The 26,098-nt window shown below is 69.1% G+C and carries 24 protein-coding genes; 9 read left to right on the forward strand and 15 right to left on the reverse strand.

All coding sequences use genetic code 11. The features are described from left to right. Positions 1-58 precede the first annotated feature (58 nt). Both ASG30_RS20175 and ASG30_RS20180 read left to right on the forward strand, forming a co-directional pair. A complete protein-coding gene (locus ASG30_RS20175) occupies positions 59-538 on the forward strand; it encodes a DUF456 domain-containing protein (protein ID WP_055901246.1) in 480 nt (159 codons plus the stop codon). A gap of 277 nt (positions 539-815) precedes the next feature. Beyond that, positions 816-1,835 (forward strand): hypothetical protein, encoded by a 1,020-nt coding sequence (locus ASG30_RS20180; RefSeq protein ID WP_156385634.1) that lies wholly within the window; start codon positions 816-818, stop codon positions 1,833-1,835. A gap of 104 nt (positions 1,836-1,939) precedes the next feature. Here ASG30_RS20180 and ASG30_RS20185 read toward each other — a convergent pair whose 3' ends face one another. From ASG30_RS20185 to ASG30_RS20225, 9 genes are all read right to left on the reverse strand, one after another. Then, a complete protein-coding gene (locus tag ASG30_RS20185) occupies positions 1,940-2,905 on the reverse strand; it encodes an AEC family transporter (RefSeq protein WP_055901252.1) in 966 nt (321 codons plus the stop codon). A gap of 16 nt (positions 2,906-2,921) precedes the next feature. Continuing rightward, positions 2,922-3,944: an NAD(P)-dependent oxidoreductase gene (locus ASG30_RS20190; protein WP_055901254.1), complete on the reverse strand. Its 1,023-nt coding sequence runs from the start codon at positions 3,942-3,944 to the stop codon at positions 2,922-2,924. A gap of 9 nt (positions 3,945-3,953) precedes the next feature. Continuing rightward, on the reverse strand, positions 3,954-4,937 hold the full coding sequence (locus ASG30_RS20195; protein ID WP_055901257.1) for a Bug family tripartite tricarboxylate transporter substrate binding protein: 984 nt from the start codon (positions 4,935-4,937) through the stop codon (positions 3,954-3,956). A gap of 10 nt (positions 4,938-4,947) precedes the next feature. Continuing rightward, positions 4,948-5,652 carry an ABC transporter ATP-binding protein gene (locus ASG30_RS20200; protein WP_055901261.1) on the reverse strand — a complete coding sequence of 235 codons (705 nt, stop codon included), beginning with the start codon at positions 5,650-5,652 and terminating at the stop codon, positions 4,948-4,950. Continuing rightward, the gene (locus ASG30_RS20205; protein ID WP_055901264.1) at positions 5,645-6,424 is read right to left on the reverse strand and encodes an ABC transporter ATP-binding protein; all 780 of its coding nucleotides are present in this window, start codon (positions 6,422-6,424) and stop codon (positions 5,645-5,647) included. The genes ASG30_RS20200 and ASG30_RS20205 overlap by 8 nt, the downstream gene beginning before the upstream one ends. A 106-nt stretch (positions 6,425-6,530) precedes the next feature. Next, entirely contained in the window at positions 6,531-7,508 is a 978-nt protein-coding gene (locus tag ASG30_RS20210) for a branched-chain amino acid ABC transporter permease (RefSeq protein ID WP_055901267.1), read from the reverse strand. After that, complete coding sequence (locus ASG30_RS20215; RefSeq protein ID WP_055901270.1) at positions 7,505-8,380, reverse strand: branched-chain amino acid ABC transporter permease; 876 nt, start codon at positions 8,378-8,380, stop codon at positions 7,505-7,507. Before ASG30_RS20215 ends, ASG30_RS20210 begins: the two co-directional genes overlap by 4 nt. A gap of 104 nt (positions 8,381-8,484) precedes the next feature. Continuing rightward, positions 8,485-9,657 (reverse strand): ABC transporter substrate-binding protein, encoded by a 1,173-nt coding sequence (locus ASG30_RS20220; RefSeq protein WP_055901273.1) that lies wholly within the window; start codon positions 9,655-9,657, stop codon positions 8,485-8,487. 158 nt (positions 9,658-9,815) lie between these two features. Further along, a complete protein-coding gene (locus ASG30_RS20225) occupies positions 9,816-10,577 on the reverse strand; it encodes a GntR family transcriptional regulator (protein ID WP_055901276.1) in 762 nt (253 codons plus the stop codon). Positions 10,578-10,731: 154 nt separating this feature from the next. Between ASG30_RS20225 and ASG30_RS20230 the strand changes: the two genes are divergently transcribed. From ASG30_RS20230 to ASG30_RS20245, 4 genes are all read left to right on the forward strand, one after another. After that, complete coding sequence (locus ASG30_RS20230) at positions 10,732-11,775, forward strand: aromatic ring-hydroxylating dioxygenase subunit alpha (protein ID WP_055901279.1); 1,044 nt, start codon at positions 10,732-10,734, stop codon at positions 11,773-11,775. Between the two features lie 7 nt (positions 11,776-11,782). Beyond that, positions 11,783-12,739, forward strand: coding sequence for a PDR/VanB family oxidoreductase (locus ASG30_RS20235; protein ID WP_055901282.1), 957 nt, complete (start codon positions 11,783-11,785; stop codon positions 12,737-12,739). Positions 12,740-12,883: 144 nt separating this feature from the next. Continuing rightward, entirely contained in the window at positions 12,884-13,993 is a 1,110-nt protein-coding gene (locus ASG30_RS20240; RefSeq protein ID WP_055901285.1) for a 5-methyltetrahydropteroyltriglutamate--homocysteine S-methyltransferase, read from the forward strand. 236 nt (positions 13,994-14,229) lie between these two features. Beyond that, the gene (locus ASG30_RS20245) at positions 14,230-14,427 is read left to right on the forward strand and encodes a hypothetical protein (protein ID WP_055901289.1); all 198 of its coding nucleotides are present in this window, start codon (positions 14,230-14,232) and stop codon (positions 14,425-14,427) included. Between the two features lie 172 nt (positions 14,428-14,599). Here the strand turns inward: ASG30_RS20245 and ASG30_RS20250 are convergent, their stop codons facing one another. From ASG30_RS20250 to ASG30_RS20260, 3 genes are read right to left on the reverse strand one after another with little or no spacing between them, the layout of a single operon-like run. Next, on the reverse strand, positions 14,600-15,586 hold the full coding sequence (locus ASG30_RS20250) for a Bug family tripartite tricarboxylate transporter substrate binding protein (RefSeq protein WP_055901290.1): 987 nt from the start codon (positions 15,584-15,586) through the stop codon (positions 14,600-14,602). A 43-nt stretch (positions 15,587-15,629) separates the two neighbouring features. After that, complete coding sequence (locus tag ASG30_RS20255; protein WP_055901293.1) at positions 15,630-16,832, reverse strand: CaiB/BaiF CoA transferase family protein; 1,203 nt, start codon at positions 16,830-16,832, stop codon at positions 15,630-15,632. Beyond that, positions 16,829-17,785: a hydroxymethylglutaryl-CoA lyase gene (locus ASG30_RS20260; protein ID WP_055901296.1), complete on the reverse strand. Its 957-nt coding sequence runs from the start codon at positions 17,783-17,785 to the stop codon at positions 16,829-16,831. Before ASG30_RS20260 ends, ASG30_RS20255 begins: the two co-directional genes overlap by 4 nt. A gap of 85 nt (positions 17,786-17,870) precedes the next feature. On the opposite strand from ASG30_RS20260, the gene ASG30_RS20265 reads away from it, so the two are divergent. The 3 genes from ASG30_RS20265 to ASG30_RS20275 are packed head-to-tail and all read left to right on the forward strand — an operon-like array spanning position 17,871 to position 21,104. Then, positions 17,871-18,779 carry a LysR family transcriptional regulator gene (locus ASG30_RS20265; protein ID WP_055901300.1) on the forward strand — a complete coding sequence of 303 codons (909 nt, stop codon included), beginning with the start codon at positions 17,871-17,873 and terminating at the stop codon, positions 18,777-18,779. Then, positions 18,776-20,752, forward strand: a complete 1,977-nt coding sequence (locus ASG30_RS20270; RefSeq protein WP_055901301.1) for an aconitase family protein — start codon at positions 18,776-18,778, stop codon at positions 20,750-20,752. The genes ASG30_RS20265 and ASG30_RS20270 overlap by 4 nt, the downstream gene beginning before the upstream one ends. Positions 20,753-20,810: 58 nt before the next feature. Beyond that, on the forward strand, positions 20,811-21,104 hold the full coding sequence (locus ASG30_RS20275; protein WP_055901304.1) for a GYD domain-containing protein: 294 nt from the start codon (positions 20,811-20,813) through the stop codon (positions 21,102-21,104). Between the two features lie 51 nt (positions 21,105-21,155). On the opposite strand, the gene ASG30_RS20280 is transcribed toward ASG30_RS20275, so the two are convergent. The 3 genes from ASG30_RS20280 to ASG30_RS20290 are packed head-to-tail and all read right to left on the reverse strand — an operon-like array spanning position 21,156 to position 25,962. Continuing rightward, a complete protein-coding gene (locus ASG30_RS20280; protein WP_055901307.1) occupies positions 21,156-22,697 on the reverse strand; it encodes a SpoVR family protein in 1,542 nt (513 codons plus the stop codon). Then, positions 22,694-24,004 (reverse strand): YeaH/YhbH family protein, encoded by a 1,311-nt coding sequence (locus tag ASG30_RS20285; protein ID WP_055901310.1) that lies wholly within the window; start codon positions 24,002-24,004, stop codon positions 22,694-22,696. Before ASG30_RS20285 ends, ASG30_RS20280 begins: the two co-directional genes overlap by 4 nt. A 35-nt stretch (positions 24,005-24,039) precedes the next feature. Further along, positions 24,040-25,962: a PrkA family serine protein kinase gene (locus ASG30_RS20290; protein ID WP_055901313.1), complete on the reverse strand. Its 1,923-nt coding sequence runs from the start codon at positions 25,960-25,962 to the stop codon at positions 24,040-24,042. Positions 25,963-26,098: the final 136 nt, after the last annotated feature.

Here is a 26,098-nt window from a genome sequence, read left to right on the forward strand (position 1 = left end):
CCGCTGCGCGCCACGCCGGGCCCCAGGATCGGCGCTTCCAACAAGAAAGGACTTTCAGGTGGACACACTCTGGTGGCTGGTGAGCTGGGGCCTGATCCTGCTCGGCCTGGCCGGCATCGTGCTGCCGGCTTTGCCCGGCACGCTGTTCGTGCTGGCGGGAATCGTGCTGGGCGCGTGGATCGACGGGTTCACCCGCGTCGGCTGGTTCGCGGTCGCGGCGGTCACCGTGCTGGCCGTCCTGGCCTGGGTGATGGACTACGTCTCCGCCGTGCTCGGCGCCAAGCGCGTGGGTGCGAGCAAGCAGGCGATCTGGGGCGCGGCCATCGGCACGGTGGCGGGCATCTTCATGGGGATCGTCGGCGTGTTCGTGATGCCGCTGGTGGGTGCGGCCATCGGCGAATTCATGGCGCGCCGCGACCACGGGCGCGCGGTGCACGTGGGCGTGGCCACCTGGCTGGGGCTGATGGCGGGGATGCTGGCGAAGTTCGTGCTGGCGTTCGTGATGATCGGGATCTACGTGGTGGCGCTGCTGTTCTAGCCGCGCAGGTCCGATTCCGGTCGCGTCGCCCTTGCGGCGTGACCTCATTCCTTGGTGGGCGGTGACTTTGGCCGGAGCATCCGCCGGCTTTTTCATCCCACCAAGGAGTGACATGGGAGTTCATGCAAGCACGCGGCAACGGCTTCTCGCAGCAGCTTTCCTGGCGGTGTTCGCCGCGGCGTGTGGGGGCGGCGGCGGAGGTTCATCCGAACCAGCGCCGGCTCCGGCGCCTTCGCCGGCACCGCCACCCGCTCCGCAAGCGCTGGCCGCCTTCCGGGTGATCGGGCAACAGAACTTCGACAGCGGGAGCGTCTCGGGCGATCCCCTCATCAGTCTGGATTTCCCAGCCGGCAGTCCTGCGGTGAGCTCCGACGGAAAGCTCTTCGTGCCCTCGCAGGGAGGCGTCAGGGTTTTCCGCCAGTACATGGATGGCGACGGACCCGCCGCCGCCTTCACTTTCACCGTCGACAACTCCGTTCCCGCCGGTGTCTCCATCCATGAGCAGAAGCTGGTGGTCGTCGAAGACAACCTGGTGGCCATCTTCGACGCCGTGCCGGATGAGCCGCCCGGCGCGCCTGCCGCGACCGCAGGGGGCGGTGCGCCCTGCACCGCAAGCGCACTGAACGGGCCGCGTGCGGCCTACCTGACGCCCGCGGGCCAGCTGGTCGTGGCCGACACGGGCAACCACCGCGTCCTGATCTGGGACCCGATTCCCGCAGGTGGCGGTGCTCTGGGAAACGCCAGGGTCGTCCTCGGGCAGCAGCGGAAAGACACCTGCGTCGCGAACGATCGTGACGGAAACCGCGCAAGCGATGCCCCAAGCGCTGAAACCCTCAACGGACCGACCTCCGTGTGGACGAACGGCGAGAAGCTGATCGTGGTGGACCGGCGCAATCACCGTGTCCTGATCTGGGACAACCTGCCGACCGAAGACGCCCAGGCCGCCAACCACGTGATTGGTCAGTCAGACTTCGACAAGGCCCTCACCAACGCCGGCGGGCCGGCGCCGACGGCCTCGACGCTCTTCGATCCGATCTCGGTCGATGTGAGCGAGACCGGGGAGATGGCCGTGGTGGACCGTCAGAACAACCGCGTCCTGATCTGGAACAGCATCCCGACGTCCAGCACGCAGCCCGCCGACCGGGTGGTGGGTCACGCCGATTTCGTCACCGGAACACCGGGCCCGCCCAGCGCAACGTCCATGAACAACCCCTCGGGCGTGCGCTTCGACGGCCAAAACATGATCGTCGTGGACGGCAGCAACAACCGCGTGCTGGTCTTCCGCGCGCTCGATTGAAGGCGCCCCGACCCAGCGCCCGACTTTTTTGGTGTCCTCGTAGAGCGAGTTTGCGGCCGGTCCATCCGGCCGCTTTTTTTTGCCCGCCCCCTGCTCCGGACGCCTCAGCGCGGCACCTGCCCCAGCAGCCACAGCAGGCTGGTCAGCGTGAAGAACGACAGGATCGTCGTCCCCAGCTGCGCCGCCGCCGCCATGGCGTCGTGGCCGTGCTTCTGCGCCATGATCGGGTAGATGCTCAGCATGGGCACGGCGGCCATCATCACCACGGCCGTCTGCAGCTCGCGGTCCATCGGCGGCAGCAGCACCACCATCAGCAGCACGGCCAGGGGATGCAGCAGCAGCTTGCCGGCCGCGATCACCCCCACGTCGTGGGCCATGCCACGCGCGCGGATGCCCACCAGCGTGCCGCCGATCACCATCAGAGAGATCGCAGCCGTGGACATGGCGAACAGGTTCACCGCCTTGGCCAGCGGCTCCGGCAGGCGCCAGCCGAGCACCGAGAACAGGAAGCCCAGCGCGATGCCGTGGATCATGGGGTTGCGCAGCACCGCACGGCCGGATTGCGCGAGCGCCGCGCGCAGGCGCTCCCCGCGCGTGCCGGTGGCGCCGGCCTCGCCCGTGTCGCTGTCGGCCAGGGCCAGCGCCAGCGGCAGCAGCAGGAAGTTCTCCACCACCATCGCCAGCGCCAGGCCGACGCCGGCGGTGGACGAGCCGAACACCTGCATCACCAGCGGGAAGCCGATGAAGCCGCTGTTCGGGCAGGACATGCCCATGGCCATGATGGCGCTGGCCGACATCGACTTGCCCGCCACCCGCCGCGCCCAGAACAGGCCGGCACCCATGGCCAGCAGCGAGCCGCCCGCGTAGGCGGCGACAAAGACCGGGTTCAGCACCTCGGCCACGCTGCGCTGCGACAGCGCGTTGAACAGCAGCGCCGGCAGCGCGATGTTGATCACGTACTTGCCGAAGACCCGCAGGTCGGTCCGCTCGAACAGCCCGCCGCGGGTGGCCAGCCACCCCACGGCCATCACCACGTAGATCGGGACGGTGATGGACAGGACCTGCAGCACGCGCTCTCGTTCCGGATCAGCGCTTGCGGGCGGCGATCAGCGCGTCGGCGTAGGCCTGCCAGGGCGCGTCCTTGGGCAGGTCCTTGAACACGCCCTGCGCCGCGAGGTCGGCCACCCACTGCTGCTTCTCGGCGATGGCCGCCGTCAGCATGGGCGGGAAGCCCGCTTCCTCCACGGTGTTGGCGGCTTCGCGCATCTCCTCGGCGCGGCGCTTGCCGTGCTGCACCACGCGGCTGAAGAAGTAGGCGCCCTGCTTCGGCCAGTCGATGGAGGGGAAGGTCTCGGCCAGCGTGGGGAGCACGTGGTCCTCCACGCCGTACTGGCGTGCGGTCGCGTAGCTCTCGATCACCAGCGCCTCCAGGCCCTTGATCATCACGCTGCGGCACATCTTGATCGCGCTGGCGACGCCCAGCCGCTCCGACACGGCCCTGGCGTCCAGGCCCCAGCCCGTGAGCAGCTGCGCCAGTTCGGCCGCCTGGGCGCCGCCCAGCAGCATGGGCACGCGGATGCCGTAGGGCGGCACCGACGTCATCACGCCGGCCTCGACGTAGTGCGCACCGCGGGCATCGACGAGCGCCGCCGCCTGCTGCTTGGTGCCGGGCGATGCGGAGTTCAGGTCCAGGAACACCGTGCCGGGCCGAAGGAACGGCGCGGCTTCCTGCGCCACGGCCAGTGTGTTGGACGCGGTGACGGCGGAAATCACCAGGTCGCTGGCTTCGCACAGCGACCGTATCGAGTCGTGCGCCACCACGCCGGCGGCGCGGGCGTGCGCGCGTTCGGCCTCCCGGGGCCCTGCCTGCGCGGGGATGAACATCGGGTGCGTGGTGTCGGTGGAGCGCGTGAGGCCGGCCGGGGGCGTGCTGCCGGTCGATTGCGCGCTGCCGGTCGATTGCGCGGTGCCGGCCGCGGCCGGAGCCGGCGGTCCGAACTTCAGGTCCCAGGCGCCCACGTCCACGACGCCGGGCCTGGACTTCAGGCCCAGGCTGAAGATCTTGCCCACCTCGCCGTAGCCGATCAGGCCGATGCGTCGAACTTCCATGGCGTCTCCTTATTGCCGGGGGATGCCGGCGCGGGCGATCACGTCGGACCAGCGCCGCACGTCGGCGGCCAGGTGCTCGCGCAGCTGCGCCGGCGTGCTGCCTTGCGCGACCAGGTTGAGTTCCGCCAGGCGCTGGCGCACGTCGGCCTTGGCGACCGCGGCGTTCACTTCGCGGCTCAAGCGCTCTATGGCCGCTGCGGGCGTCTTCGCCGGCGCCGCCAGCCCGTTCCACGAGGTCACGTTGAACGAGGCCAGCGGCCCGCCGACTTCCCGGGCGGTGGGTACGTCGGGGAACTGGGGCGCGCGCTTCGCGCCCAGCACCGCCAGCGGCCGAAGCGCCCTGGAGCGGATCTGGCCGACCAGCGGGCCCAGGATGTCCACGCCCGCGTCGATCTCGCCGGAGCGCAGCGCGGTGATCACCGGCGGCGTTCCGTTGAAGGGCACGACCTGGGCCGAGATGCCGGCGGTCGCCTTGAACAGTTCGGCCGCCAGGTTCTGCGTCGTGCCCACCTGGGGCGAGCCGAGGTTGAGCTTGCCGGGGTTGGCCCGTGCGTAGTCCAGCAGGTCCTGCAGGGTGCGGAAGCGCCCGCCCTCGGCGGCCACCAGCACCAGGTCGAAGGTGGCCATCAGCGACACCGGCGCGAAGTCGCGCAGCGTGTCGAAGGGCAGCGCCTTGAACAGGGCCGCGCTCACCGCGGTGCCGCTGGAGACCAGCAGCAAGGTGTGGCCGTCCGGCTCGGCCCGGGCGACCTGCTCGCCGGCCACGACGCCGCCGGCGCCGGGCTTGTTCTCGATCACCACCGGCTGGCCGAGGGCGGCCGACATCGCTTGGCCGACCGAGCGCGCCGTCAGGTCGGCGGCGCCGCCGGGCGCGTTGGGCACCACGATGCGCAGCGGGCGCGACGGGAAGGCGGCCTGGGCCCGGGACGCGAGCGGCGCCGCCGCGGCCAGGGCGGCGAGCCGTTGCAGGAACTGGCGGCGCAAGAAAGGCATCCGCGCGAGCTTAGCGCGCGACGCCCAGCAGGCGGTCCAGCAGCGCCGGGTCGGCGCGAAGTTCCCGTGCGGTCCCGCCGTGCACCACCGTGCCGCGGTCCAGCACCACCGCGCGGTCGGAGATGGCCAGGATGGCCTGCGGGTGCTGCTCGACGATGATGGCCGACAGGCCCTCCTCGCGCGTGATGCGGCGGATGGCCCTCAGCAGCTCGTCCACGATGATGGGCGCCAGGCCTTCCAGCGGCTCGTCCAGCAGCAGCAGGCGTGGGTTGAGCACCAGCGCGCGGCCCACGGCCAGCATCTGCTGCTCGCCGCCCGACAGCTGCGTGCCCAGGTTGCCCTTGCGCTCGGCCAGGCGCGGGAACATGGCGTACACGCCCTCCGGCGTCCAGCGGCCCGGCCGCGCGACGGCGGTGAGGTTCTCGTCCACGGTGAGCGACTTGAAGATGTTGCGCTCCTGCGGCACCCAGCCGATGCCGGCGCCCGCGCGCTGGTGCGAGGCCAGCTTGTGCAGCGCCGCGCCGCCCAGCGTGATGCTGCCGCCGTGCTGGCGCGTGGCGCCGGCCAGCGTGTTGATCAGCGTGGTCTTGCCGGTGCCGTTGCGGCCCAGCAGCGCCAGCGTGGCGCCCTCGTCCAGCGAGAACGACACGTCCTGCAGCACCACGGCCTCGCCATAGCCGGCGGACAGGCGCTCGACCTTGAGCAGTTCAGGCATGGACGGCCTCCTCTTCGCCTGCCGTCTCCCCGTGGCCGAGGTAGACCTCGCGCACGCGCGGGTCGGCGGCGATCTGGTCGGGGTCGCCTTCGGTCAGCACGGCGCCGTTCACCAGCACGGTCATGCGCCTGGCGAAGCTGAACACCAGGTCCATGTCGTGCTCGATCAGCAGCACCGACACGTCGGCCGGCAGCGCGGCCACGGTCTGCAGGATCTCCTCGCGCTCGCCCGCGGGCACGCCGGCCACCGGCTCGTCCAGCAGCAGCACGCGCGGCTCGCAGGCCAGGGCGATGGCGATCTCCAGCAGGCGCCGCTTGCCGTAGGGCAGGACTTCGGTGGGCACGTCCATCACCTCGGCCAGGTGGAAGCGCTCCAGCAGCTCTTCGCTGCGCTGCGTCACGCCGCGGTCGCGGCCCAGCGCCTGCCAGAAGCGCCCGCCCAGGCCGCGCTGCTGCGAGACCACCAGCGCCAGCGTCTGCAGCGGCGTCATGGAGGCGAACAGCTGGTTGATCTGGAAGGTGCGCACCATGCCGCGGCGCACCCGCAGGTGCGGCGCCAGCGTGGTGATGTCCTGCCCTTCCAGCACGATGCGGCCGGCCGTGGGCTCCAGCACGCCGGTGAGCAGGTTGACCAGCGTGGTCTTGCCGGCGCCATTGGGGCCGATGAGGGCGTGGCGCGCGCCGCGCTTGAGGTCGAGCGTGACGTCGCTGGTGGCGGTGATGCCGCCGAACTTCTTCACCAGGCCCTGGCAGGAGAGGACGACGTCGCTCATTCGCAGACTCCGTCATTCCCGCGGAGGCGGCAATCCAGTGCGTCCGCTTTCGCGGACTGCCGGGAGCCCTGGGTCCCCGCCTTCGCGGGGACGACGAAGGTGGTTCTCATGCCGTCCTCCCGCGCTGGAACAAGGTCCAGGGCTTCAACAACCGGTCCCGCCCGACCAGCACCAGCACCACCAGGAACAGGCCCAGCCAGAACGTCCAGTACTGCGGCGTGATCGCCGACAGGAAGTCCTGCATCAGCTTGAACACGATGGCCCCCAGCACGCCGCCATACAGCCAGCCCGTGCCGCCGACAACCAGGATCAGCATCACGTCGGCCGAGCGGTGGAACTCGAAAACGTCCAGCGACGCGAAGCCCGTGGTCTGCGCCAGCAGCGCGCCGGCCGCGCCCGCCAGCGCCGCGGCCACGGTGTAGGCCACGGCGATGCGCGAGCCCACCGGGATGCCGATGGCCATGGCCCGCAGCCGGTTGTCGCGGATCGCCTGCAGCGTGCCGCCGAAGGGCGAATTCACCAGGCGGCGCGCGAGCAGGAAGAAGACCAGCAGCACGGTGAGCGAGTACCAGGCGGCCGTGCGGCCGGCCAGGTCGAACTCGAACCGGCCCAGCAGCGGCCCCATCACCACGCCCTGCAGGCCGTCGGCGCCGCCGGTCAGCCAGTCGAGCTTGTTGGCCAGCTCCAGCAGGATCAGCGCGGCGCCCAGCGTCACCATCAGGCGCGTGAGGTCGCTGCCGCGCTGCACGGTGAAGCTGGCGATGGCGCCCAGCACGGTGGCCGCGGCGATGCCCACGGCCAGCCCGACCAGCGGGTCCGGCAGGAAGTGCTTGGCGAACAGCGCCGCGGCGTACGCCCCGAAGCCGAAGAAGGCCGCGTGCCCCAGCGACACGATGCCGGTGAAGCCCAGCACCAGGTCGAGCGACAGCGCGAACAGCGCCACGATGGCGATCTCGTTGACGATGGCCGCGTACTGCGCCAGCACCAGCGGCGACGCGAAGGCCACCGCCCACAGCAGCGGCTCCCACAGGCGCCAGCGGGTGGCGCGCAGCAGCGAAGATCGGGCGCGTTCACCGGTCGTCATGCCTTGCCTCCCTGCCGCACGAAGAGGCCCTGCGGCCGCCAGATCAGGATGGCGATCATCAGCAGGTACACGATGAAGGCGCCCATCTTGGGGATGTAGTACTTGCCCGCCACGTCGGCGATGCCCAGCAGCAGGGCCGCCAGCAGCGGGCCGGTGATGGACGAGGTGCCGCCCACCGCCACCACGATCAGGAAATAGATCATGAACTTGAGCGGGAAGCTCGGGTCCAGCCCCAGCACCTCGGCGCCCAGCGCGCCGCCCAGGCCGGCCAGGCCGCAGCCGAAGGCGAAGGTGGAGAGGAAGACGATGTTGACGTTGATGCCCAGGCCCGCGGCCACGCGCTGGTCGTCCACCGAGGCGCGCAGGCGGCTGCCGAAGCGCGTCTTCGACAGCACGTACTGCAGCACCAGCGTGAGCGCGGCGCACACCGCGATGATGAACAGGCGGTAGTGGCCCATGCCCAGCGTCCAGGCGCCGCTGCCGATCTCGGTGCGGCCCTTGAGCCACTCGGGCAGGTGGATGAACTGCTGGGTCGACCCCATGAAGTAGTCGACGCTCGCCACCGCCATGAAGGTCAGCCCGATGGAGAACAGCACCTGGTCCAGGTGCGGCTTGCGGTACAGCGGCCGGTACAGCGTGCGCTCCAGCACGCCGCCGATCAGCGCCGCGCCCAGGAAGGCCAGCGGCAGGCACAGCAGGAAGGGCACGCCGGCGCGCTGCATCAGCAGCACCGTGATGTAGCCACCCGCCATGGCGAAGGCGCCGTGGGCCAGGTTGATGAAGTTCATCAGGCCCATGGTCACGGCCAGGCCCAGGGCCAGGATGAAGAGCAGCATGCCGTAGGCGATGCCGTCGAAGAGGATGGTGAGCATTGGAGGGGCTAGGGGCTGGGGGCTAGGGGCTAGGGTTCCGGAGGCAACGGACGGCTGTTTCCCTAGCCCCTAGCCCCTAGTCCCTAGCCCCTGCAAAGCGCGCTTCAGCGCGCTTTGCCCGGATCCTTCACATCCTTGATCGCGTCGAACTCCACGTTCCACAGCTGGCCGTCCTTCTTCTCCACCTTGCGCAGGTAGATGGTCTGCACCACGTCGCGGGTCTGGGCGTCGATGAACACCGGGCCGCGCGGGCTTTCGAAGATCTGGCCCTTCATGCCGTCGACCAGCGCCTGGCCGCCGCCCTTGCCGCCGGTCTTCTTCAGCGCCTCGTAGATCACGCGCATGCCGTCATAGCCGCCCACGGCCATGAAGTTGGGGCGCAGGTTCTTGTTGGCCTTCTGGAAGGCCTCGACGAACTTCTTGTTGGCGGGCGAGGGATGGGCCGCCGAGTAGTGGTGCGAGGTGACCACGTTCAGGGCCACGTCGCCCATGTCGTTGAGCTGGTCGTCGTCCGTCACGTCGCCGGTGCCGATCAGCTTGATGCCGGCCTTGTCCATGCCGCGCTCGCCGAACTGCTTCATCACCGCGGCGCCCGCGCCCGAGGGCACGAAGACGAACAGCGCGTCGGGCTTGAGGTCGCGCACCTTCTGCAGGAAGGGCGCGAAGTCCGGGTTGCGCAGCGGCACGCGCAGCTTGTCGGCCACCTTGCCGCCGTTGAAGACGAAGCGATCGGTGAAGTACTTCTCGGCGTCGATGCCGGGGCCGTAGTCGCTCACCAGCGTCACCACGGTCTTGATGCCGTTCTTGGGCGCCCAGTCGGCCATGCCCACCGAAGCCTGCGGCAGCGTGAAGCTGGTGCGCACGATGAAGGGCGAGGCCTCGGTGATGCTGGAGGTGGCCGCGGCCATCACCACCAGCGGCGTCTTCGACTGCGTGGCGATCGGCGCGACGGCCATGGCCGACGGCGTGATGCCCATGCCGGCCAGCACGTCCACCTTCTCGTTGACCACCAGTTCCTGCGCCAGCCGGCGGGTCTGGTCGGGCAGGCTGGTGTCGTCCTTGACGATCAACTCGACCTTGCGGCCGGCCACGGTGTCGCCGTTCTGCGCCACCCACAGGCGGGCGGCGGCCTCGATCTGGCGGCCGGTGGTGGCCTGCTGGCCGGTCATCGGCAGGATCAGGCCGATCTTGAACGGCGCGCCCTGTGCCCAGGCCAGGGGGCCGGCGGACAGCAGGGCGGTGCAGGCGGCGGCCTGGATCAGGGTTCTCTTTTTCATGGACGGTCTCCGTGGTTGGACGAAAGGGATCGCGGCCCGCGCGGCCCCGCCGGCAGGCCGCGATTCTCGGTCGCGGCCCCCCCGGGGCCAAGTCGGGCGCCGGTCTATCAGCTATCCAGATTCAGCATAGCGACGCAGGCGGTATCGAAGGGCGCGCATCAGGCTCGCTCGCGGATGAGGCGAACGCCCGGCATGCGGTCGGCGTGCTGGTGGCTGCTGACGGCTTCGCGCAGGTTGCGGCGCGCCAGCCGCGAGTGCTCGCGCATGATGGCTTCGGCCCGGCTGCCCTCGCGCTGCTCGATGGCTTCGAGCACCTGGCGGTGCTGGTCCTGCGCCACCACCAGCATGTCGCGCGCGCGCGGCGTGTTGGCCTGCACCACGGCGAAGGCGGACGGCGAGGCGAACGGCAGGCTCACCACCCGCTCGAGTTCGCGCGCCAGCACCGGGCTGGCCGACATGCCGCTGAGCAGCACGTGGAAGCTCTCGTTGTGCTTGACGTAACGGCTGAAGGCTTCGTCGTCCAGGGCGGGCTGCGCCAGCAGCGCGTCGATGGCGTCCAGGCAGTCGCGCGCCTGCGCCAGCACCTCGGGCGACACGCCTCGCTCGGCGGCCAGCCGGGCCGCGAGGCCTTCCACCGTGCCGCGCAGCTCGATCGCATCGGCGGCGTCGCGCTCCGAGAAGGTCCGCACCGCATAGCCTCCGCCGGGGAGCGACTGCAGCAGCCCCTCCTGCTCCAGCCGCATCAGCGCGGCGCGGATCGGCGTGCGCGACACGCCCAGCTTCTCGACGATGGCCAGCTCGGCGATGCGGGCGCCACCGGCCAGTTCGCCGGCCAGGATCATCTCGCGCAGGCGCAGCTGCGCCTTGACCGCCTGGGAAGTGCCGGCGTCCGCTTCGAGGGGGGCAGAGGTCGCGCTCATGGCTCAGTTGTATACAAGCGGCAGTCTATCCGCAGGCGCGCCGACCCGGCAATCTCACGTTTTCACTGAGAACACGCCGCCAGCGATGGCCGGCCGTTTGCCTTTGTTGTATACATCGCTTATCCTCCAGCCCCTTTTTCGACCGCCCCCCGCCATGTTCCCGAAGAACGCCTGGTACGTCGCCTGCACCCCCGACGAGATCGATGCCAAGCCCCTGGGCCGCACCGTCTGCAACGAGAAGATCGTGTTCTACCGGCCGCAGGAGGGCCAGGTGGCGGCGGTCGAGGATTTCTGTCCGCACCGCGGCGCGCAGCTCTCGCTGGGACGCGTCTGCGAAGGCAACCTGGTCTGCGGCTACCACGGCCTGGTGATGGGCTGCGACGGCAAGACCGTCTCCATGCCCGGCCAGCGCGTGCAGGGCTTTCCGAAGATCCGCGCCTACCCGGTGGTCGAGCGCCACGGCTTCGTCTGGGTCTGGCCGGGCGACGCGGCGCAGGCCGATCCCGCCAAGATCCATCCGCTGGAATGGGCCGACAACCCGGACTGGGCCTACGGCGGCGGCCTGTACCACATCCAGTGCGACTACCGCCTGATGGTGGACAACCTGATGGACCTGACGCACGAGACCTACGTGCACGCCACCAGCATCGGCCAGAAGGAGATCGACGAATCCCCCGTCACCACCAAGACCGAGGGCGACCGCGTCGTCACCAGCCGCTTCATGGACAACGTGATGGCCCCGCCCTTCTGGCGCGCCAACCTGCGCGGCAACCACCTGGCCGACGACGTGCCGGTGGACCGCTGGCAGGTCTGCCATTTCGTGCCGCCCAGCCACGTGATGATCGAGGTGGGCGTGGCGCACGCCGGCAAGGGCGGCTACCACGCCGATCCCAAGGACAAGGTCTACAGCATCGTGGTGGACTTCCTCACGCCCGAGACCGACACCACCATGTGGTACTTCTGGGGCATGGCGCGCAACTTCAACCCCAAGGACCGCAACCTCACGGCGCAGATCCGGGAAGGCCAGGGCAAGGTGTTCGCCGAAGACACGGCGGTGCTGGAGGCCCAGCAGCGCAACCTGAGCGCGTACCCGGGGCGCAAGCTGCTGATGCTCAACATCGACGCGGGCGGCGTGCAGGCGCGCCGCATCATCGACCGGCTGGTCGCTCAGGAACAACCGGCGCAACTGGCGGCATGATTGGCGTATGAGCGATCTGACCGTCAAGGTGCTGAGCAAGCGCCAGGAAGCCCAGGACATCGCCAGCTTCGAGCTGGGCCGCGAGGACGGCGGGCCGCTGCCCGCCTTCAGCGCCGGTTCTCACGTGGACGTGCACGTGCCCGGCGGGCTGGTGCGCCAGTACTCGCTGTGCAACGACGCCGGCGAGACGCACCGCTACCGCATCGCGGTGCTGCGCGACGCCAAGACGCGCGGCGGCTCCGCCGGCATGCACGACACCGTGAAGGAAGGCGACCTGATCACCATCAGCGAGCCGCGCAACCATTTCGCGCTGGTGCATGCGCAGCGCACCGTGCTGCTGGCCGGCGGCATCGGCATCACGCCGCTGCTGTGCATGGCGCAGCGGCTGCATGCAATCGACTCGGACTTCGACCTGCACTACTGCACGCGCTCGGCCGAGCGCACCGCCTTCCGCGACGAGATCCTGGCCGCGCCGTTCGCCGGCCGGGTGAAGTTCCACTTCGACGACGGCGACAGCAAGCAGAAGCTCGACCTGCTCGACGCGCTGGGCAAGCAGGACCCGGGCACGCACCTGTACGTGTGCGGGCCCACCGGCTTCATCGAGCACGTGACCCAGACGGCCCAGGGCCTGGGCTGGACGGCCGGGCAGATCCACCTGGAGTACTTCGGCGCGGCGCCGCAGGACACCACGGGCGACCGCCCGTTCGAGGTGAAGCTGGCCAGCAGCGGCAAGCTGGTCCCGGTGGCCGCCGACCAGACCGTGGTGCAGGCGCTCGCCGCCCACGGCGTGGAGGTGCTCACCTCCTGCGAGCAGGGCGTGTGCGGCACCTGCATCACGCGCGTGCTGGACGGCGAATGCGACCACCGCGACCTGTACTTCACCGACGAGGAGAAGGCCCGGCACGACCAGTTCACGCCGTGCTGCTCGCGGGCGAAGAGCTCGGTGCTGGTGCTGGACCTGTGAGGCCAGCCCGGCACCCCGCCACCCCCGCCGTCATTCCCGCGGAGGCGGGAATCCAGTGCGTCCGCCTTCAGCGGACTGCCGGAAGCCCTGGATCCCCGCCTGCGCGGGGATGACGAATTCTTTCTTCCAAGGAGACCAACAACCATGATGCAACTCCCCGCCCGCTACGACCACGTCGGCAGCTTCCTGCGGCCCAAGTACCTGCTGGAAGCGCGCGAGAAGAAGGCCCGCGGCGAGATCACCCCCGGGCAGCTGCGCGAGGTCGAGGACAAGGCGATCGCCGAGATCGTGAAGTTCCAGCAGGACATCGGCCTCAAGAGCATCACCGACGGCGAGTTCCGCCGCACGTACTTCCACATCGACTTCCTCGAGCAGCTGGGCGGCGTGAAGACCGACATCCCGGTCACGATCAGGAAGCCCGACGGCACCGAGGAACTGGCCCCGCCGGTGATCCGCGTGATCGACAAGGTGCGCCATGCCAGGGACATCCAGAAGGCCGACTTCGAGTACCTGAAGTCGCAGGTGGGACCGGGCCACACGCCCAAGGTGACCATCCCCTCGCCCACCATGCTGCACTTCCGCGGCGGCCGCGCCGGCATCAGCAAGCAGGCCTACCCGGAGCTGGACCCGACCTTCTACGACGACGTGGCCCAGGCCTACGGCGACGAGCTGCGCTCGCTGCACGCCGCCGGCTGCCGCTACGTCCAGATGGACGACACCAACCTGGCCTACCTGTGCGACGAAAAGATGCGCGAGGCGGCCCGCCAGCGCGGCGACGACCCCAACGAGCTGCCGCACCGCTACGCGAAGTTCATCAACAAGGTGGTGGCCCAGCGGCCGCAGGGGATGCTGCTGGCCATGCACCTGTGCCGCGGCAACTTCAAGAGCACGCACGCGGCGGCCGGCAACTACGAGCCGGTGGCCGAGGCGCTGCTCAAGGAGATGGACATCGACGCGTACTTCATGGAGTACGACGACGAGCGCTCCGGCGACTTCCGCCCGCTGCGCTACCTGCCCAAGGGCAAGACCGTGGTGCTGGGCCTGGTGACCACCAAGTTCGGCCAGCTGGAGGACAAGGACGCCCTCAAGCGCCGCATCGACGAGGCCGCGAAATACGCGCCGATGGAGCAGCTGGCCCTGTCGCCGCAGTGCGGCTTCTCCAGCACCGTGCACGGCAACAACATCGCGGTGGAAGACCAGCGCAACAAGCTGCGCCTGGTGGTGGAGACGGCGCAGGAGATGTGGGGCGCCTGACGGCGCAAGCCGTCATGCGTGGGGCGACTGACGGCGCAAGCCGTCATGCGTGGGGCGACTGACGGCGCAAGCCGTCATGCGTGGGGCGGCTGACGGCGCAAGCTGTCATGCCCGCGGAGGCGGGCATCCAGTGCTTCCGCTCCCGGCTTTACCCGCCGAAACACCTGAGAGCACGCCGGCCACAAGCTGTTCACCTGCGGCTGCGCCAATCGAGGCTTCCTGATCCGGAGGCTTCGATGAAGAGAACCCTGTTGCTGCTGGCCGCCGTGTGCGGCGTCTTCGCCCTGGCGGGCTGCGTCGGCTTCGTGCCGGTGCCGGCCGGCCCCGAAGTGGTCTACCAGAACAGCCCGCCGCCGCGCGCGTACCGCGACCGGGACGGCGACGGCGTGCCCAACCGCTACGACCGGCGGCCGAACAACCCGTACCGGTATTGATCGAGGCTCCCTCCCCCTCCGGGAGAGGAAGAAGACGGGCCAGACCGTCATTCCCGCGAAGGCGGGAATCCAGTGCTTTCGGAAGTCCGCTGAAGGCGGACGCTCTGGATCCCCGCCTACGCGGGGATGACGGCGCGCGCTTGCTGCGGCGCGCGCTTGCTGCGGCGCGCGCTTACTGCGGCTCCAGCCCCACCTTCTTCACCAGCGCCGCGTACTTGGCCAGCTCACGCCGGAACGCGGCCTGGGCCTCCTCGGGGCTGCTGATGTTGATGGTGTTGCCCTGCTTGGCCATCGCCTCCTTCACGGCCGGATCGCTGAAGGCGGCCACGACGGCTTCGTGGTTCTTCTTCACCAGGGCCGGGCTCATGCCCTTGGGCCCGATCACGGCGAACCAGGCTTCGACCGCGAAGTTGGACAGGCCCTGTTCCGCGAAGGTCGGGATGTCGGGCGCGGCCGGGGTGCGCTGCGGCGTTAGCGTGCCGATCGCCTTGAGCGCCCCCTTCTGGATGTGCTGCTGCACGCTGGGCAGCGCGGCGACGGCGAAATCGATCTGGCCGCCCAGCAGGTCGGTCACCATGGGGCCCACGCCCTTGTACGGGATGTGCTTGGCCTTCAGGCCTGCCGCGTCCAGGTAGAGCTCGCCGGCCAGGTGCAGGATGGTGCCGTTGCCGCCGGACCCGAAGTTCAGCGAGCCGGGCTGGCCCTTGAGCACCGCCGCGAACTCGCGATGGTTGGCCGCGGACACCTTGGCCGGGTTGGCCACCAGCACCATGGGCGTGGCGCCCACCACCGCGATCGGCGTGAAGTCGTTCGGCATGTCGAACGGCAGCGACTTGAGCACGCTGGGGAAGATCACCACGTTGTTGGACACCACCGACAGCGTGCTGCCGTCCGGCTGCGAACGCGCCAGCGTCTGCAGGCCCACCACGCCGCCCGCGCCGGGCTGGTTCTCCACCACCACGTTGGCGTTGAGCGCCTTGGACAGCGCCGGCTGCGCGGCGCGGGTGATGGTGTCGACGCCGGAGCCGGTGGCATTGGGCAGGACGAACTTGACGGTGCCCGACTGCGCATGCACGGCCAGCGGCCACAGGCCGGCGGCCAGGGTGGCGGCGGTGGCGGCGAGCACCGTGCGGCGCGGAAGTCTCGGATTGAAGCTCATGTTCTCTGTCTCCTTGGTTGGTTGAATCTCTTTCGCCGGATTCTCAGGCCACGACGTGCCGCGAGCGCAGCGCGGCGATGTCCCCGTCAGCGTAACCCAGTCCCTGCAGCAGCTCGTCGGTGTGCTCGCCCATGCGGGGCGGATCCAGCCGCACGCCCAGGCGCTGCCCTTCCATCGTGATCGGGCACAGCGCGGCGCGGGCGGTGCTGCCGGCCAGCGGGCCGTCGGGCAGGCGCACGTCGGCCAGGCCGCCGGTGGCCAGGAGGTGCGGGTCGTCGAACAGTTCCTCGGGCTTGCGGATCGGCGCGAACGGCAGGCCATGCTTCTCGAAGATCGCCGCCAGCTCGGCGGCCGGGCGGCCGGCCAGCCGCTCGCGCAGCATCGGCAGGAGCCGCGGCCGCTGGCGCACGCGGTCGTTGTTGGTGGTGAAGGTGGGCTCGTCCAGCAGGTCCTCGAAGCCCAGCGCCGAGCAGAACACCTTCCACTGCGCGTCGCTGACCGCGGCCAGGAAGATCTGTTCGCCATCCTTGACGGTGAAGACGTCGTACACCGCCCAGGCCGAGATGCGTTCGGGCATGGGCGCGGCGGGCTGGCCGGTGATGGCGTACTGCAGCATGTGCTGGCCGACCAGGAACACGTTGTTCTCGAACAGCGCGCTCTGCACCTCCTGGCCGCGGCCGGTGATGCCGCGCTGCACCAGCGCGCCCAGCGCGCCGATGGCGCCGAACATGCCGCCCATGATGTCGTTGACGCTGGTGCCCGCGCGCAGCGGATCGCCCGGGCGCCCGGTCATGTAGGCCAGGCCGCCCATCATCTGCACCACCTCGTCCAGCGCCGTGCGGTGCTCGTACGGCCCGGGCAGGAAGCCCTTGTGGCTGACGTAGATGAGGCGCGGGTTGTCCTTCGACAGGCTGGCGTAGTCCAGCCCGTACTTGTCCATGGTGCGGGGCTTGAAGTTCTCCGCCACCACGTCGGCCGTGGCGCACAGGCGCCGTGCGATCTCGGCGCCGTCGGTGCTGCGCAGGTCGATCGCGATGCTCTTCTTGTTGCGGTTGAACATGGGGAAGAAGCCCGCGCCCGCGCCCAGCAGGTGGCGCGTGCGGTCGCCGTCGATCGGCTCGACCTTGATGACCTCGGCGCCCATGTCGGCCAGCACCATCCCGCAGGTGGGGCCCATGACCATGTGGGTGAACTCGACCACGCGAAGGCCGGCCAGGGGCTGCGGCGCCAGGGACGGCGCGCTCATGCGGCCACCTCCTCGCGCAGCGTCTTCGGAAGGCCCGCGCGCCAGATCGACCCGTGCAGCGGCTCGCCCTCCAGCCAGCGCGCCAGCTTGCCGCGCAGCGCCAGCAGCGCGTCGAAGTCCAGCCCCGTCTCGATGCCCATGCTGGCGAGCATATAGGCCAGGTCCTCGGTGGCGACGTTGCCGCTCGCGCCCGGCGCGTGCGGGCAGCCGCCGATGCCGCCCAGGCAGGCGTCGAAGCGCCGGATGCCCAGCCGCAGCGCGGCGTAGCAGTTGGCTAGGCCCAGGCCCCGCGTGTCGTGGAAGTGCGCGGTGGCCAGCCGGTCGCCGGCCACCCGCAGCACCTGCTCGAACAGGCGGCTCACCATCGCCGGGTCGGCATAGCCCACGGTGTCGGCCAGGCCCACGCGGTCGACGCCGGCGTCGAGCACCGCGGCCACCAGCCGCACCACCTCGGCCGGGCGGACCTCGCCCTGGATCGTGCAGCCGAAGGCGGTGCTGATGCCCACCTCCAGCAGGGTGCGCGACCCCGCGGCATCGCGCGCCGCGCGGATGCGGCCGATGTCCGCCACCACCTCGTCCGGCGTCTTGCGCAGGTTGGCCAGGCTGTGCTGGTGGCTGGCCGACAGCGGCAGCAGCATGGCGTGCGCCTCCTCGGCGATGGCGCGCTCGGCGCCCTTGAGGTTGGGCACCAGCACGGAGGCGACGACGCCGGGCAGGGTCTTGGCGAAGGCCAGGACTTCGGCGGTGTCGGCCAGCTGCGGCAACAGGCGGGCCGGCACGAAGGAGCCGATCTCCAGTTCGCGCTGGCCCGCGGCGTAGGCGTCGCGGATCCATTCGAGCTTGGCCGCGGTGGGCACCGTGCGGGCGACGATCTGCAGGCCGTCGCGCAGGCCCACTTCGCGGACCACGACCTGGTGCGGCAGGCCGTCGGGGGTGAGGGCTTGGTCATTCATGGGGGCAAGTCTAGAATTTCCGGATCGACACGGCATCTCAAAATGAGAAGCCTAACGTTCCATCCAGGAATACCTGAAAAGCCGCGTGCGCGACCTCGACCTGACCACCCTTCGCCTGTTCGTCTCCGTCTGCGAGACCGGGAACATCGCGCGTGCCGGCGAGCGGGCCAGCATCGTCGGCTCGGCCATCAGCAAGCGGCTGGCCCAGCTGGAGGACCAGCTGGGCACGCCGCTCCTGGTGCGCAAGCGCCACGGCGTGGTGCCCACCTCGGCCGGCCACACGCTGCTGGAGCACGCCCGCGCCATGCTGGACAGCGCCGCCCGCATCGAGCACGACATGCAGAACTACGCGGGCGGCGCGCGCGGCCAGGTGCGCATCCTTGCCTCCGTGTCGGCGATGACCGAATCGCTGGCCGACGACGTCGCGGCCTTCCTGCGGCAGCCGGCGCACCGCGACATCCAGGTGGACATCGAGGAGCGCGTCAGCCCCGAGATCGTGCGCGGCGTGCGCGAGGGCCTCGCCTCGCTGGGCGTGTGCTGGGACGCGGCCGAGCTGGGCGCGCTGCAGTCGCAGCCGTACCGCAACGACCACCTGTGCATCGTGGTGCCGCCCGGGCATCCGCTGGAAGGGCGCAAGTCGCTGCGCTTCGAGCAGACGCTGGACTACGAGCACGTCAGCCTGCCCGTCAACAGCGCGGTGCAGGTCATGCTGCAGCGGCAGGCCGCACGGCTGGGCCGGCCGTTGCGGCATCGCGTGGTCGTCTCCAATTTCGAGGCGGCGCTGCGCGTGGTGCGGGCGGGGCTGGCCATCAGCCTGGTGCCGCGCGAAGTCACCGAACTGCAGACCGCGGCCTACGGGCTGCGCACCATTCCGCTGGCCGAGCCCTGGGCCCAGAGGCGGTTCATCATCTGTTTCCGCGACGCGGGATCGCTCTCGCCGGCAGCCCAGCTGCTGGTGGAGCACCTCGCGACGCCACAACCCTCTTCGCCATGAACACCGATTCGCTCGACCTGGGGCGGCAGCCCCGCGTGCTGTTCCTCTCGCAGGACCCCGCCCTCGTCTCGCGCCAGCTGGCCGGCGGGCGCCTCGGGCTCGCGCAGGCCGGCGCCCTGCGCCATGACGTCTCCACCGACGAGATCACGCCGGTGGCCCTGCTCTCCTACTACGACGACCGGCTCGCCCGCTTCCCGTACGTGGGGCTCCAGTGCGGCGACCAGCTGCCGATCGCGCCCGGTGCCGTGCACGCCGGCGGCTTCCAGGTGACGGTGGCCGGGCGGCGCTACGGCAAGGGCTCCTCGCGCGAGCACAGCCCGGCGGCCGAGCGGCTGGCCGGCATCCGCCTGGTGATCGCCGAAAGCTTCGAGCGGATCTACCGGCAGAACGCGGACAACATCGGCCTCTTCACCTCCACCGACTTCGGCCTGCTGGAGCGCATCGAGCGGGGCGAGCCGATCCCGCTGGACGACCTGCTGCGCGGCCGCGAGCCGCTGGCCGCCGCCATCCTGCGCAGCGGCGGGCTGCTGCGGTTCGGGCAACGGCACCTGCAGGGCGCGCGCGCCGCCGGCGCCGGGCCCGGCCGGCCGATGACGCTGTACGAGAAGATCGTGCACCGCCACCTGCTGGCCACGCCGGTCACGCCGGCCGACCCGGAGCCGGGCGACGGCTGCTTCCTGCGCGCGGACTGGCGCTTCATCCACGAGTACTACACGGGCATGGCGGCGCACCTGCTGCAGACGGTTTTCGGCCCGCAGTTCGCGCTGCACGACCCCGACTCGGTGGTGGTGTTCGAGGACCACACCTCGTACGTCGAGGAAAGTCCGGCGCACCTGAAGGCCGGGCTGGTGCCCAACATGCGGGCGATGCAGCAGGCCCAGCGCGACTTCGTCCAGCGGCACGGCCTGCGCTGCCACCGCACGCTGACCGACGAGGAGGCGGCCGCGGACGACGGCAGCAACGTCGCCGGCATCTCCCACGCGATGATGGCCGAGCGCTACGCCCTGCCCGGCCAGCTGGTGGCGGGCACCGACTCGCACACGCCGCACAGCGGCGCGCTCGGCTGCGTGGCCTTCGGCGTGGGCACCACCGACATGGCCAACGCCTTCGCCACCGGCGCGGTGCGCATGACGCTGGGCCCGGTGCTGCGGGTCCAGCTCGATGGCCGGCTGCCGGCGGGCGTGACGGCCAAGGACCTGGTGCTGCACCTGCTGGCGCTGCCGGAGATCCGCTCCGGTGGCGGGGTCGGCAAGGTGTTCGAGTTCGGCGGCAACGCGGTGTGCGCGATGGCGACGGACGAGCGCGCCACCCTCACCAACATGACGGCGGAGCTGGGCGGGCTGACGGGCATCGTCGAGCCCGACGAGGAGACGGTGCGCTTCATCAAGGAGCGGCGCGGGGTCGACTTCGCGCTGGAGGCGTGGATGTGCAGCGATCCCGGCGCGTCGTATGCGGGCCGCGTGGAAGTCGACTGCAGCGGCCTGTCGCCCATGGTGGCCGCGCCCGGCGATCCGGGCAACGCACTCGCGCTCGACCGGCTGCCGCAAGCCGTGCGGGTCGACATCGCCTACGGCGGCTCCTGCACGGCCGGCAAGCGCGAGGACTTCGACCACTACCACGAGGTGCTGGCCTGGGGCCTGCAGCACGGGCTGAAGGTGCCGGCCGGCGTGCAGCTCTTCCTGCAGTACGGCACGACGGCGGTACGCGACTACTGCATCGAGCGCGGCTACGACCAGGTGTTCAACGCGTCCGGCGCGCGCATCCTGCAGCCCTCCTGCGGCGCCTGCGCGAACTGCGGGCCCGGGTCGTCGGTGGAGTCCGGCCAGGTGACGGTGAGCGCGGTCAACCGCAATTTCCCAGGCCGTTCAGGCCCCGGTCAGGTCTGGCTGGCGAGTCCGCCGACCGTGATGGCCAGCGCGCTGGCGGGCGAGCTGTGTTCTTTCGAGGGACTGAAGAACAGGCGCGCTTCCTGAGCTTGAAGCCGGGGGGCTCAGCGCCTACCTTGCACGCCCCAACTCCAGGAGTGCCGTCATGTCCACCTACATCGCATTGGCCAAGTTCACCGACCAGGGCCTCAAGGGCGTGAAGGACACCGTCAAGCGGGCCGAGGCGGCCAGGGAGATGGCCTCCAAGTACGGCGTCCAGATGAAGGACATCTACTGGACCCTGGGCGAATACGACATCGTCATCCTGCTGGATGCCCAGGACGATGCATCGCTGACGGCCTTCAACCTGGCGCTGTCCTCGATGGGCAACGTGAAGTTCCAGACGCTGAAAGCGTTCAACCGGGACGAGACGACGGCGCTGCTCGGCAAGATCAAGTAAGGGATGCATTAGTCCTGGATCCCGCCTGCGCGGGGATCAGGACTGCGGTTTTCAGCCGTGCATCGGCGCGGGCGTCACTTCCCAGTGCTGCAGCACGCGCTCGTGGTTGTCCACGCTCTCCAGCCTCACGCGGAAGCCCCACAGGCGCGCCACGTGCTTGACCACTTCCTCGGCCGTGTTGTCCAGCGGCCGGTCGTTGTGGCGGGTGTGGCGCAGGGTCAGTGAGCGGTCGCCGCGCAGGTTGACGTTCCAGACCTGGATGTTGGGCTCGCGCCAGTTCAGGTCGTACTGCTTGGACAGCGCCTCGCGCACGCGGCGGTAGCCCAGTTCGTCGTGGATGGCGGACACCTCCAGCTCGCGCTGGGAGGCGTCGTCGACGATGGAGAACAGGCGGAACTCGCGCATCAGGCGCGGCGACAGGTACTGGCCGACGAAGCTCTCGTCCTTGAAGTGCCGCATCGCGTAGTCGATGGTCTTGAGCCAGTCGCCGTTGCCCGCGATGTCGGGGAACCACTCCTTGTCCTCCGGCGTCGCCTCCATGCAGATGCGCTTCAAGTCCGTGAACATGGCGAAGCCGAGCGCGTAGGGGTTGATGCCCGAATAGCGCGGGTCGGTCACCGGCGGCTGGAACACCACGTTGGTGTGCGACGAGAGGCACTCGATCATGAAACCGTCGGCCAGCTGGCCCCGGTCGTACATGGTGTTGAGCAGCGTGTAGTGCCAGAACGTGGCCCAGCCCTCGTTCATCACCTGGGTCTGACGCTGCGGATAGAAGTACTGCGCGATCTTGCGCACGATGCGCACCACCTCGCGCTGCCAGGGCTCCAGCAGAGGCGCGTTCTTCTCGATGAAGTACAGGATGTTCTCCTGCGGCTCCTCGGGAAAGCGCCGGTGCTCCTTCTTCTGCTGCTTGCCGGGCACTCGCGGCAGCGTGCGCCACATGTCGTTGACCTGCTGCTGCAGGTAGGCCTCACGCTCCTTGCGGCGCTGCTCCTCCTCGACCATGCTGATCTTCTGCGGCCGGCGGTAGCGGTCGACGCCGTAATTCATCAGCGCATGGCAGGCGTCCAGCACCTCCTCCACCGCCTCCAGGCCGTGCCGCTCCTCGCACTCGGCGATGTAGCTCTTGGCGTAGACCAGGTAGTCGACGATGGACGAGGCATCCGTCCACATGCGGAAGAGGTAATTGCCCTTGAAGAACGAGTTGTGGCCGAAGCAGGCGTGCGCCATCACCAGCGCCTGCATCGGGAGGGTGTTCTCCTCCATGAGGTAGGCGATGCAGGGGTCGGAGTTGATGACGATCTCGTAGGCCAGGCCCATGTGGCCGCGGCGGTAGTTCTTCTCGCTGGAGATGAACTGCTTGCCGAAGGACCAGTGCCGGTAGTTGACCGGCATGCCGACCGAGGCGTACGCGTCGAGCATCTGCTCGGCCGAGATCAGCTCCAGCTGCACCGGGTAGGTGTCCAGCTTGAAGCCTTCGGCGGTGCGGCGGATCGCGTCGAAGTACTCCTCGATCAGCTCGAAGGTCCAGTCCGACGCGTTGGGCAGCCGGTTGGCGCCGCGCGTGGGGGTTTCGCCGATGACTGCGCTCATGTCGTGGTCCCCACCGGGTTCTTCTTGAAGAGGTCGCGGAACACCGGGAAGATCTGCGCCGGCGTCACGATCTTCTGCATCGCGAAGTTGACGTTGGAGTCACGCACCCGCGTGTACTCCTCCCACAGGTTCTGGTCCTCGTCGGCCACCTGCACGTAGGCGAAGTAGCGGCACAGCGGCAGCAGCTTGCCGTCCAGCAGCTCGCGGCACTTGGACGAGTCCTGCTGCCAGTTGTCGCCGTCCGACGCCTGGGCGCCGTAGATGTTCCACTCGCTGCCCATGTAGCGCTCGCGGATGATCTCGTGCATGAGCGTCAGGGCGCTGGACACCACGGTGCCGCCGGACTCGGTGGCGTGGAAGAACTCGTCCTCCGGCACCTCGGCGGCCTGGGTGTGGTGGCGGATGAAGATCACGTCGGTCTGCTTGTAGTGCCGCGTGAGGAACAGGTACAGCAGGATGAAGAAGCGCTTGGCCAGGTCCTTGCGCGCCTCGTCCATGGAGCCGGACACATCCATCAGGCAGAACATCACGGCCTTGCTGGTGGGCAGCGGCTCGCGCACCCGGTTGCGGTAGCGCAGGTCGAAAGGGTCGAGGAAGGGCACGCGCTTGAGGCGCTGGCGCAGCGCCTCGATCTCGGCCTTGAGCGAGGCGATCTCCGCCTTGGGCGTGTCCTGGCGGGCTTCGATGACCTTGAGGTGCTCCTCGGCCAGGCGCAGCTGGCGCCGGGCGTCGCCGCCCATGGCGATGCGGCGGGCCAGGCCCACGCGCATGGAGCGAACCACGTGCAGGCTGGTGGGATTGCCCTCCGAGATGAACCCGGCGCGGCGCGACTTCCACTCCGGCGCGTCGGCCAGCAGCTGCGTGCGGATCAGCCGCGGCAGCGCCAGGTCGTCGAAGAAGTAGTTCATGAACTCCTCCCGCGTGATGCGGAAGGTGAAGTCGTCCTCGCTGGTGCCGTCCTGCGAGGCGCCGCTGCCGCCGCCACCGCCCGCGCCACCGCGCGGCCGCTGGATGCGGTCGCCGCGCACGTACTCCTGGTTGCCCGGGTGCACCATCTCGCGGCTGCCGCCGGGGCCGTGGTTGAAGACCGGCTCGGAGACGTCGCGCTTGGGCAGGCTGATATCGGCGCCGTCCTCGATGTTGTGGATGCTGCGGTCGCCCACCGCCTTGCGCACCGCGTCGCGGATCTGCTCGCGGTAGCGCCGCAGGAACCTCTCCCGGTTGCCGATGGACTTGTTCTTGCCCGACAGCCGCCGGTCGATGACTTGGTGGAGCGCCGAGCGCTCCGTTCGGGTGTTGGAGGCCACGGGCTTTACGGCTTTCCTGGTCTACACCATGGTGGTCACGAACTCTTGCGAACGCGCAGGTACCACTCGCACAGCAGCCGCACCTGCCGGTGCGTATAGCCCTTCTCGACCATGCGGTTGACGAAGTCCTCGTGCTTCTTCTGCTCGTCGGCGCTGGCCTTGGCATTGAAGCTGATCACCGGCAGCAGGTCCTCGGTGTTGGAGAACATCTTCTTCTCGATGACCGTGCGCAGCTTCTCGTAGCTGGTCCACACCGGGTTCTTGCCGGCGTTGTTGGCGCGGGCGCGAAGCACGAAGTTGACGATCTCGTTGCGGAAGTCCTTGGGATTGGACAGGCCCGCGGGCTTCTCGATCTTCTCCAGTTCCGCGTTGAGCGCGGCGCGGTCGAAGATCTCGCCGGTGTCGGTGTCGCGGAACTCCTGGTCCTGGATCCAGAAGTCGGCATACGTCACGTAGCGGTCGAAGATGTTCTGGCCGTACTCGGAATACGACTCCAGGTAGGCCGTCTGGATCTCCTTGCCGATGAACTCCGCGTAGCGGGCCGACAGGTGCTCCTTGATGTACGAAAGGTACTTCTGCTCCACCTCCGGCGGGAACTGCTCGCGCTCGATCTGCTGCTCCAGCACGTACATCAGGTGCACAGGGTTGGCGGCGATCTCGGTGGAGTCGAAGTTGAAGACCTTGGACAGGATCTTGAACGCAAAGCGCGTGGAGATGCCCGTCATGCCCTCGTCGACTCCGGCGTAGTCGCGGTACTCCTGGTAGCTCTTGGCCTTGGGATCGGTGTCCTTCAGGTTCTCGCCGTCGTAGATCAGCATCTTGGAGAAGATGCTGCTGTTCTCCGGCTCCTTCAGGCGCGTGAGCACCGAGAACTGCGCCATCATCTTGAGCGTTCCGGGGGCGCACACCGCGTCCTTGAGCGAGGAGTTGCGGATCAGCTTGTCGTAGATCTTCACTTCCTCGGTTACGCGAAGGCAGTACGGCACCTTGACGATGTAGATGCGGTCGAGGAAGGCCTCGTTGTTCTTGTTGTTCTTGAACGCCTTCCACTCGCTCTCGTTGGAGTGGGCCATGACGATGCCGTCGAACGGGATCGCGCCGAAGCCTTCCGTGCCCTTGAAGTTGCCTTCCTGCGTGGCGGTCAGCAGCGGGTGCAGCACCTTGATCGGCGCCTTGAACATCTCCACGAATTCCAGCAGGCCCTGGTTGGCCAGGCACAGGCCGCCGGAGTAGCTGTAGGCGTCCGGGTCGTCCTGGGCATACGTTTCCAGCTTGCGGATGTCGATCTTGCCGACCAGGGAGCTGATGTCCTGGTTGTTCTCGTCGCCCGGCTCGGTCTTGGCGATGCCGATCTGCTTGAGGATGGAGGGGAAGCGCTTGACGACGCGGAACTTGCGGATGTCCCCGCCGTATTCCTCCAGCCGCTTGACGGCCCAGGGCGACATGACGCGCTGCGTGTAGCGGCGCGGGATGTTGAACTGCTGCTCGAGGATGGGGGCGTCCTCGTCGTTGTTGAACAGGCCCAGCGGCGACTCGTTCACCGGCGAGCCCTTGATCGAAAAGAACGGCACCTGCTCCATCAGCTGCTTGAGGCGCTCGGCGATGGAGGACTTGCCGCCGCCCACCGGGCCCAGCAGGTAGAGGATCTGCTTTTTCTCTTCCAGCCCCTGCGCGGCGTGGCGGAAGTGCGAGACCACCTGCTCGATGGGCTCCTCCAGGCCGTAGAAGTCCTTGAAGGCCGGGTAGATGCGCACCATCTTGTTGCCGAAGATGCGCGACAGGCGCGGATCGTGGCGGGTGTCGATCATCTCCGGCTCGCCGATCGCGGCCAGCATGCGCTCGGCGGCGGTGGCATAGACCAGGGGGTCCTTCTTGCACGCCTCGAGGTACTCCTCGAGGGTCATTTCTTCCTCGCGCGTCTGCTCGTAGCGTGCCAGGAAATTGCGAACCACATCCATTGGGAACTCCTTCGGTTTCGCTCGGCTCCAGCCTCTGTTCGTCCGCTGATGTCCGCTTCCACTTTAGCGCCTAACCCTTGATGAGGCACCGTGGAGCTGTAGGCAAACAACGAACTTCACTGTAGGTGAACCGTAG

The sequence above is a fragment of the Ramlibacter sp. Leaf400 genome (assembly GCF_001424545.1).
GTDB lineage: Bacteria > Pseudomonadota > Gammaproteobacteria > Burkholderiales > Burkholderiaceae_C > Ramlibacter.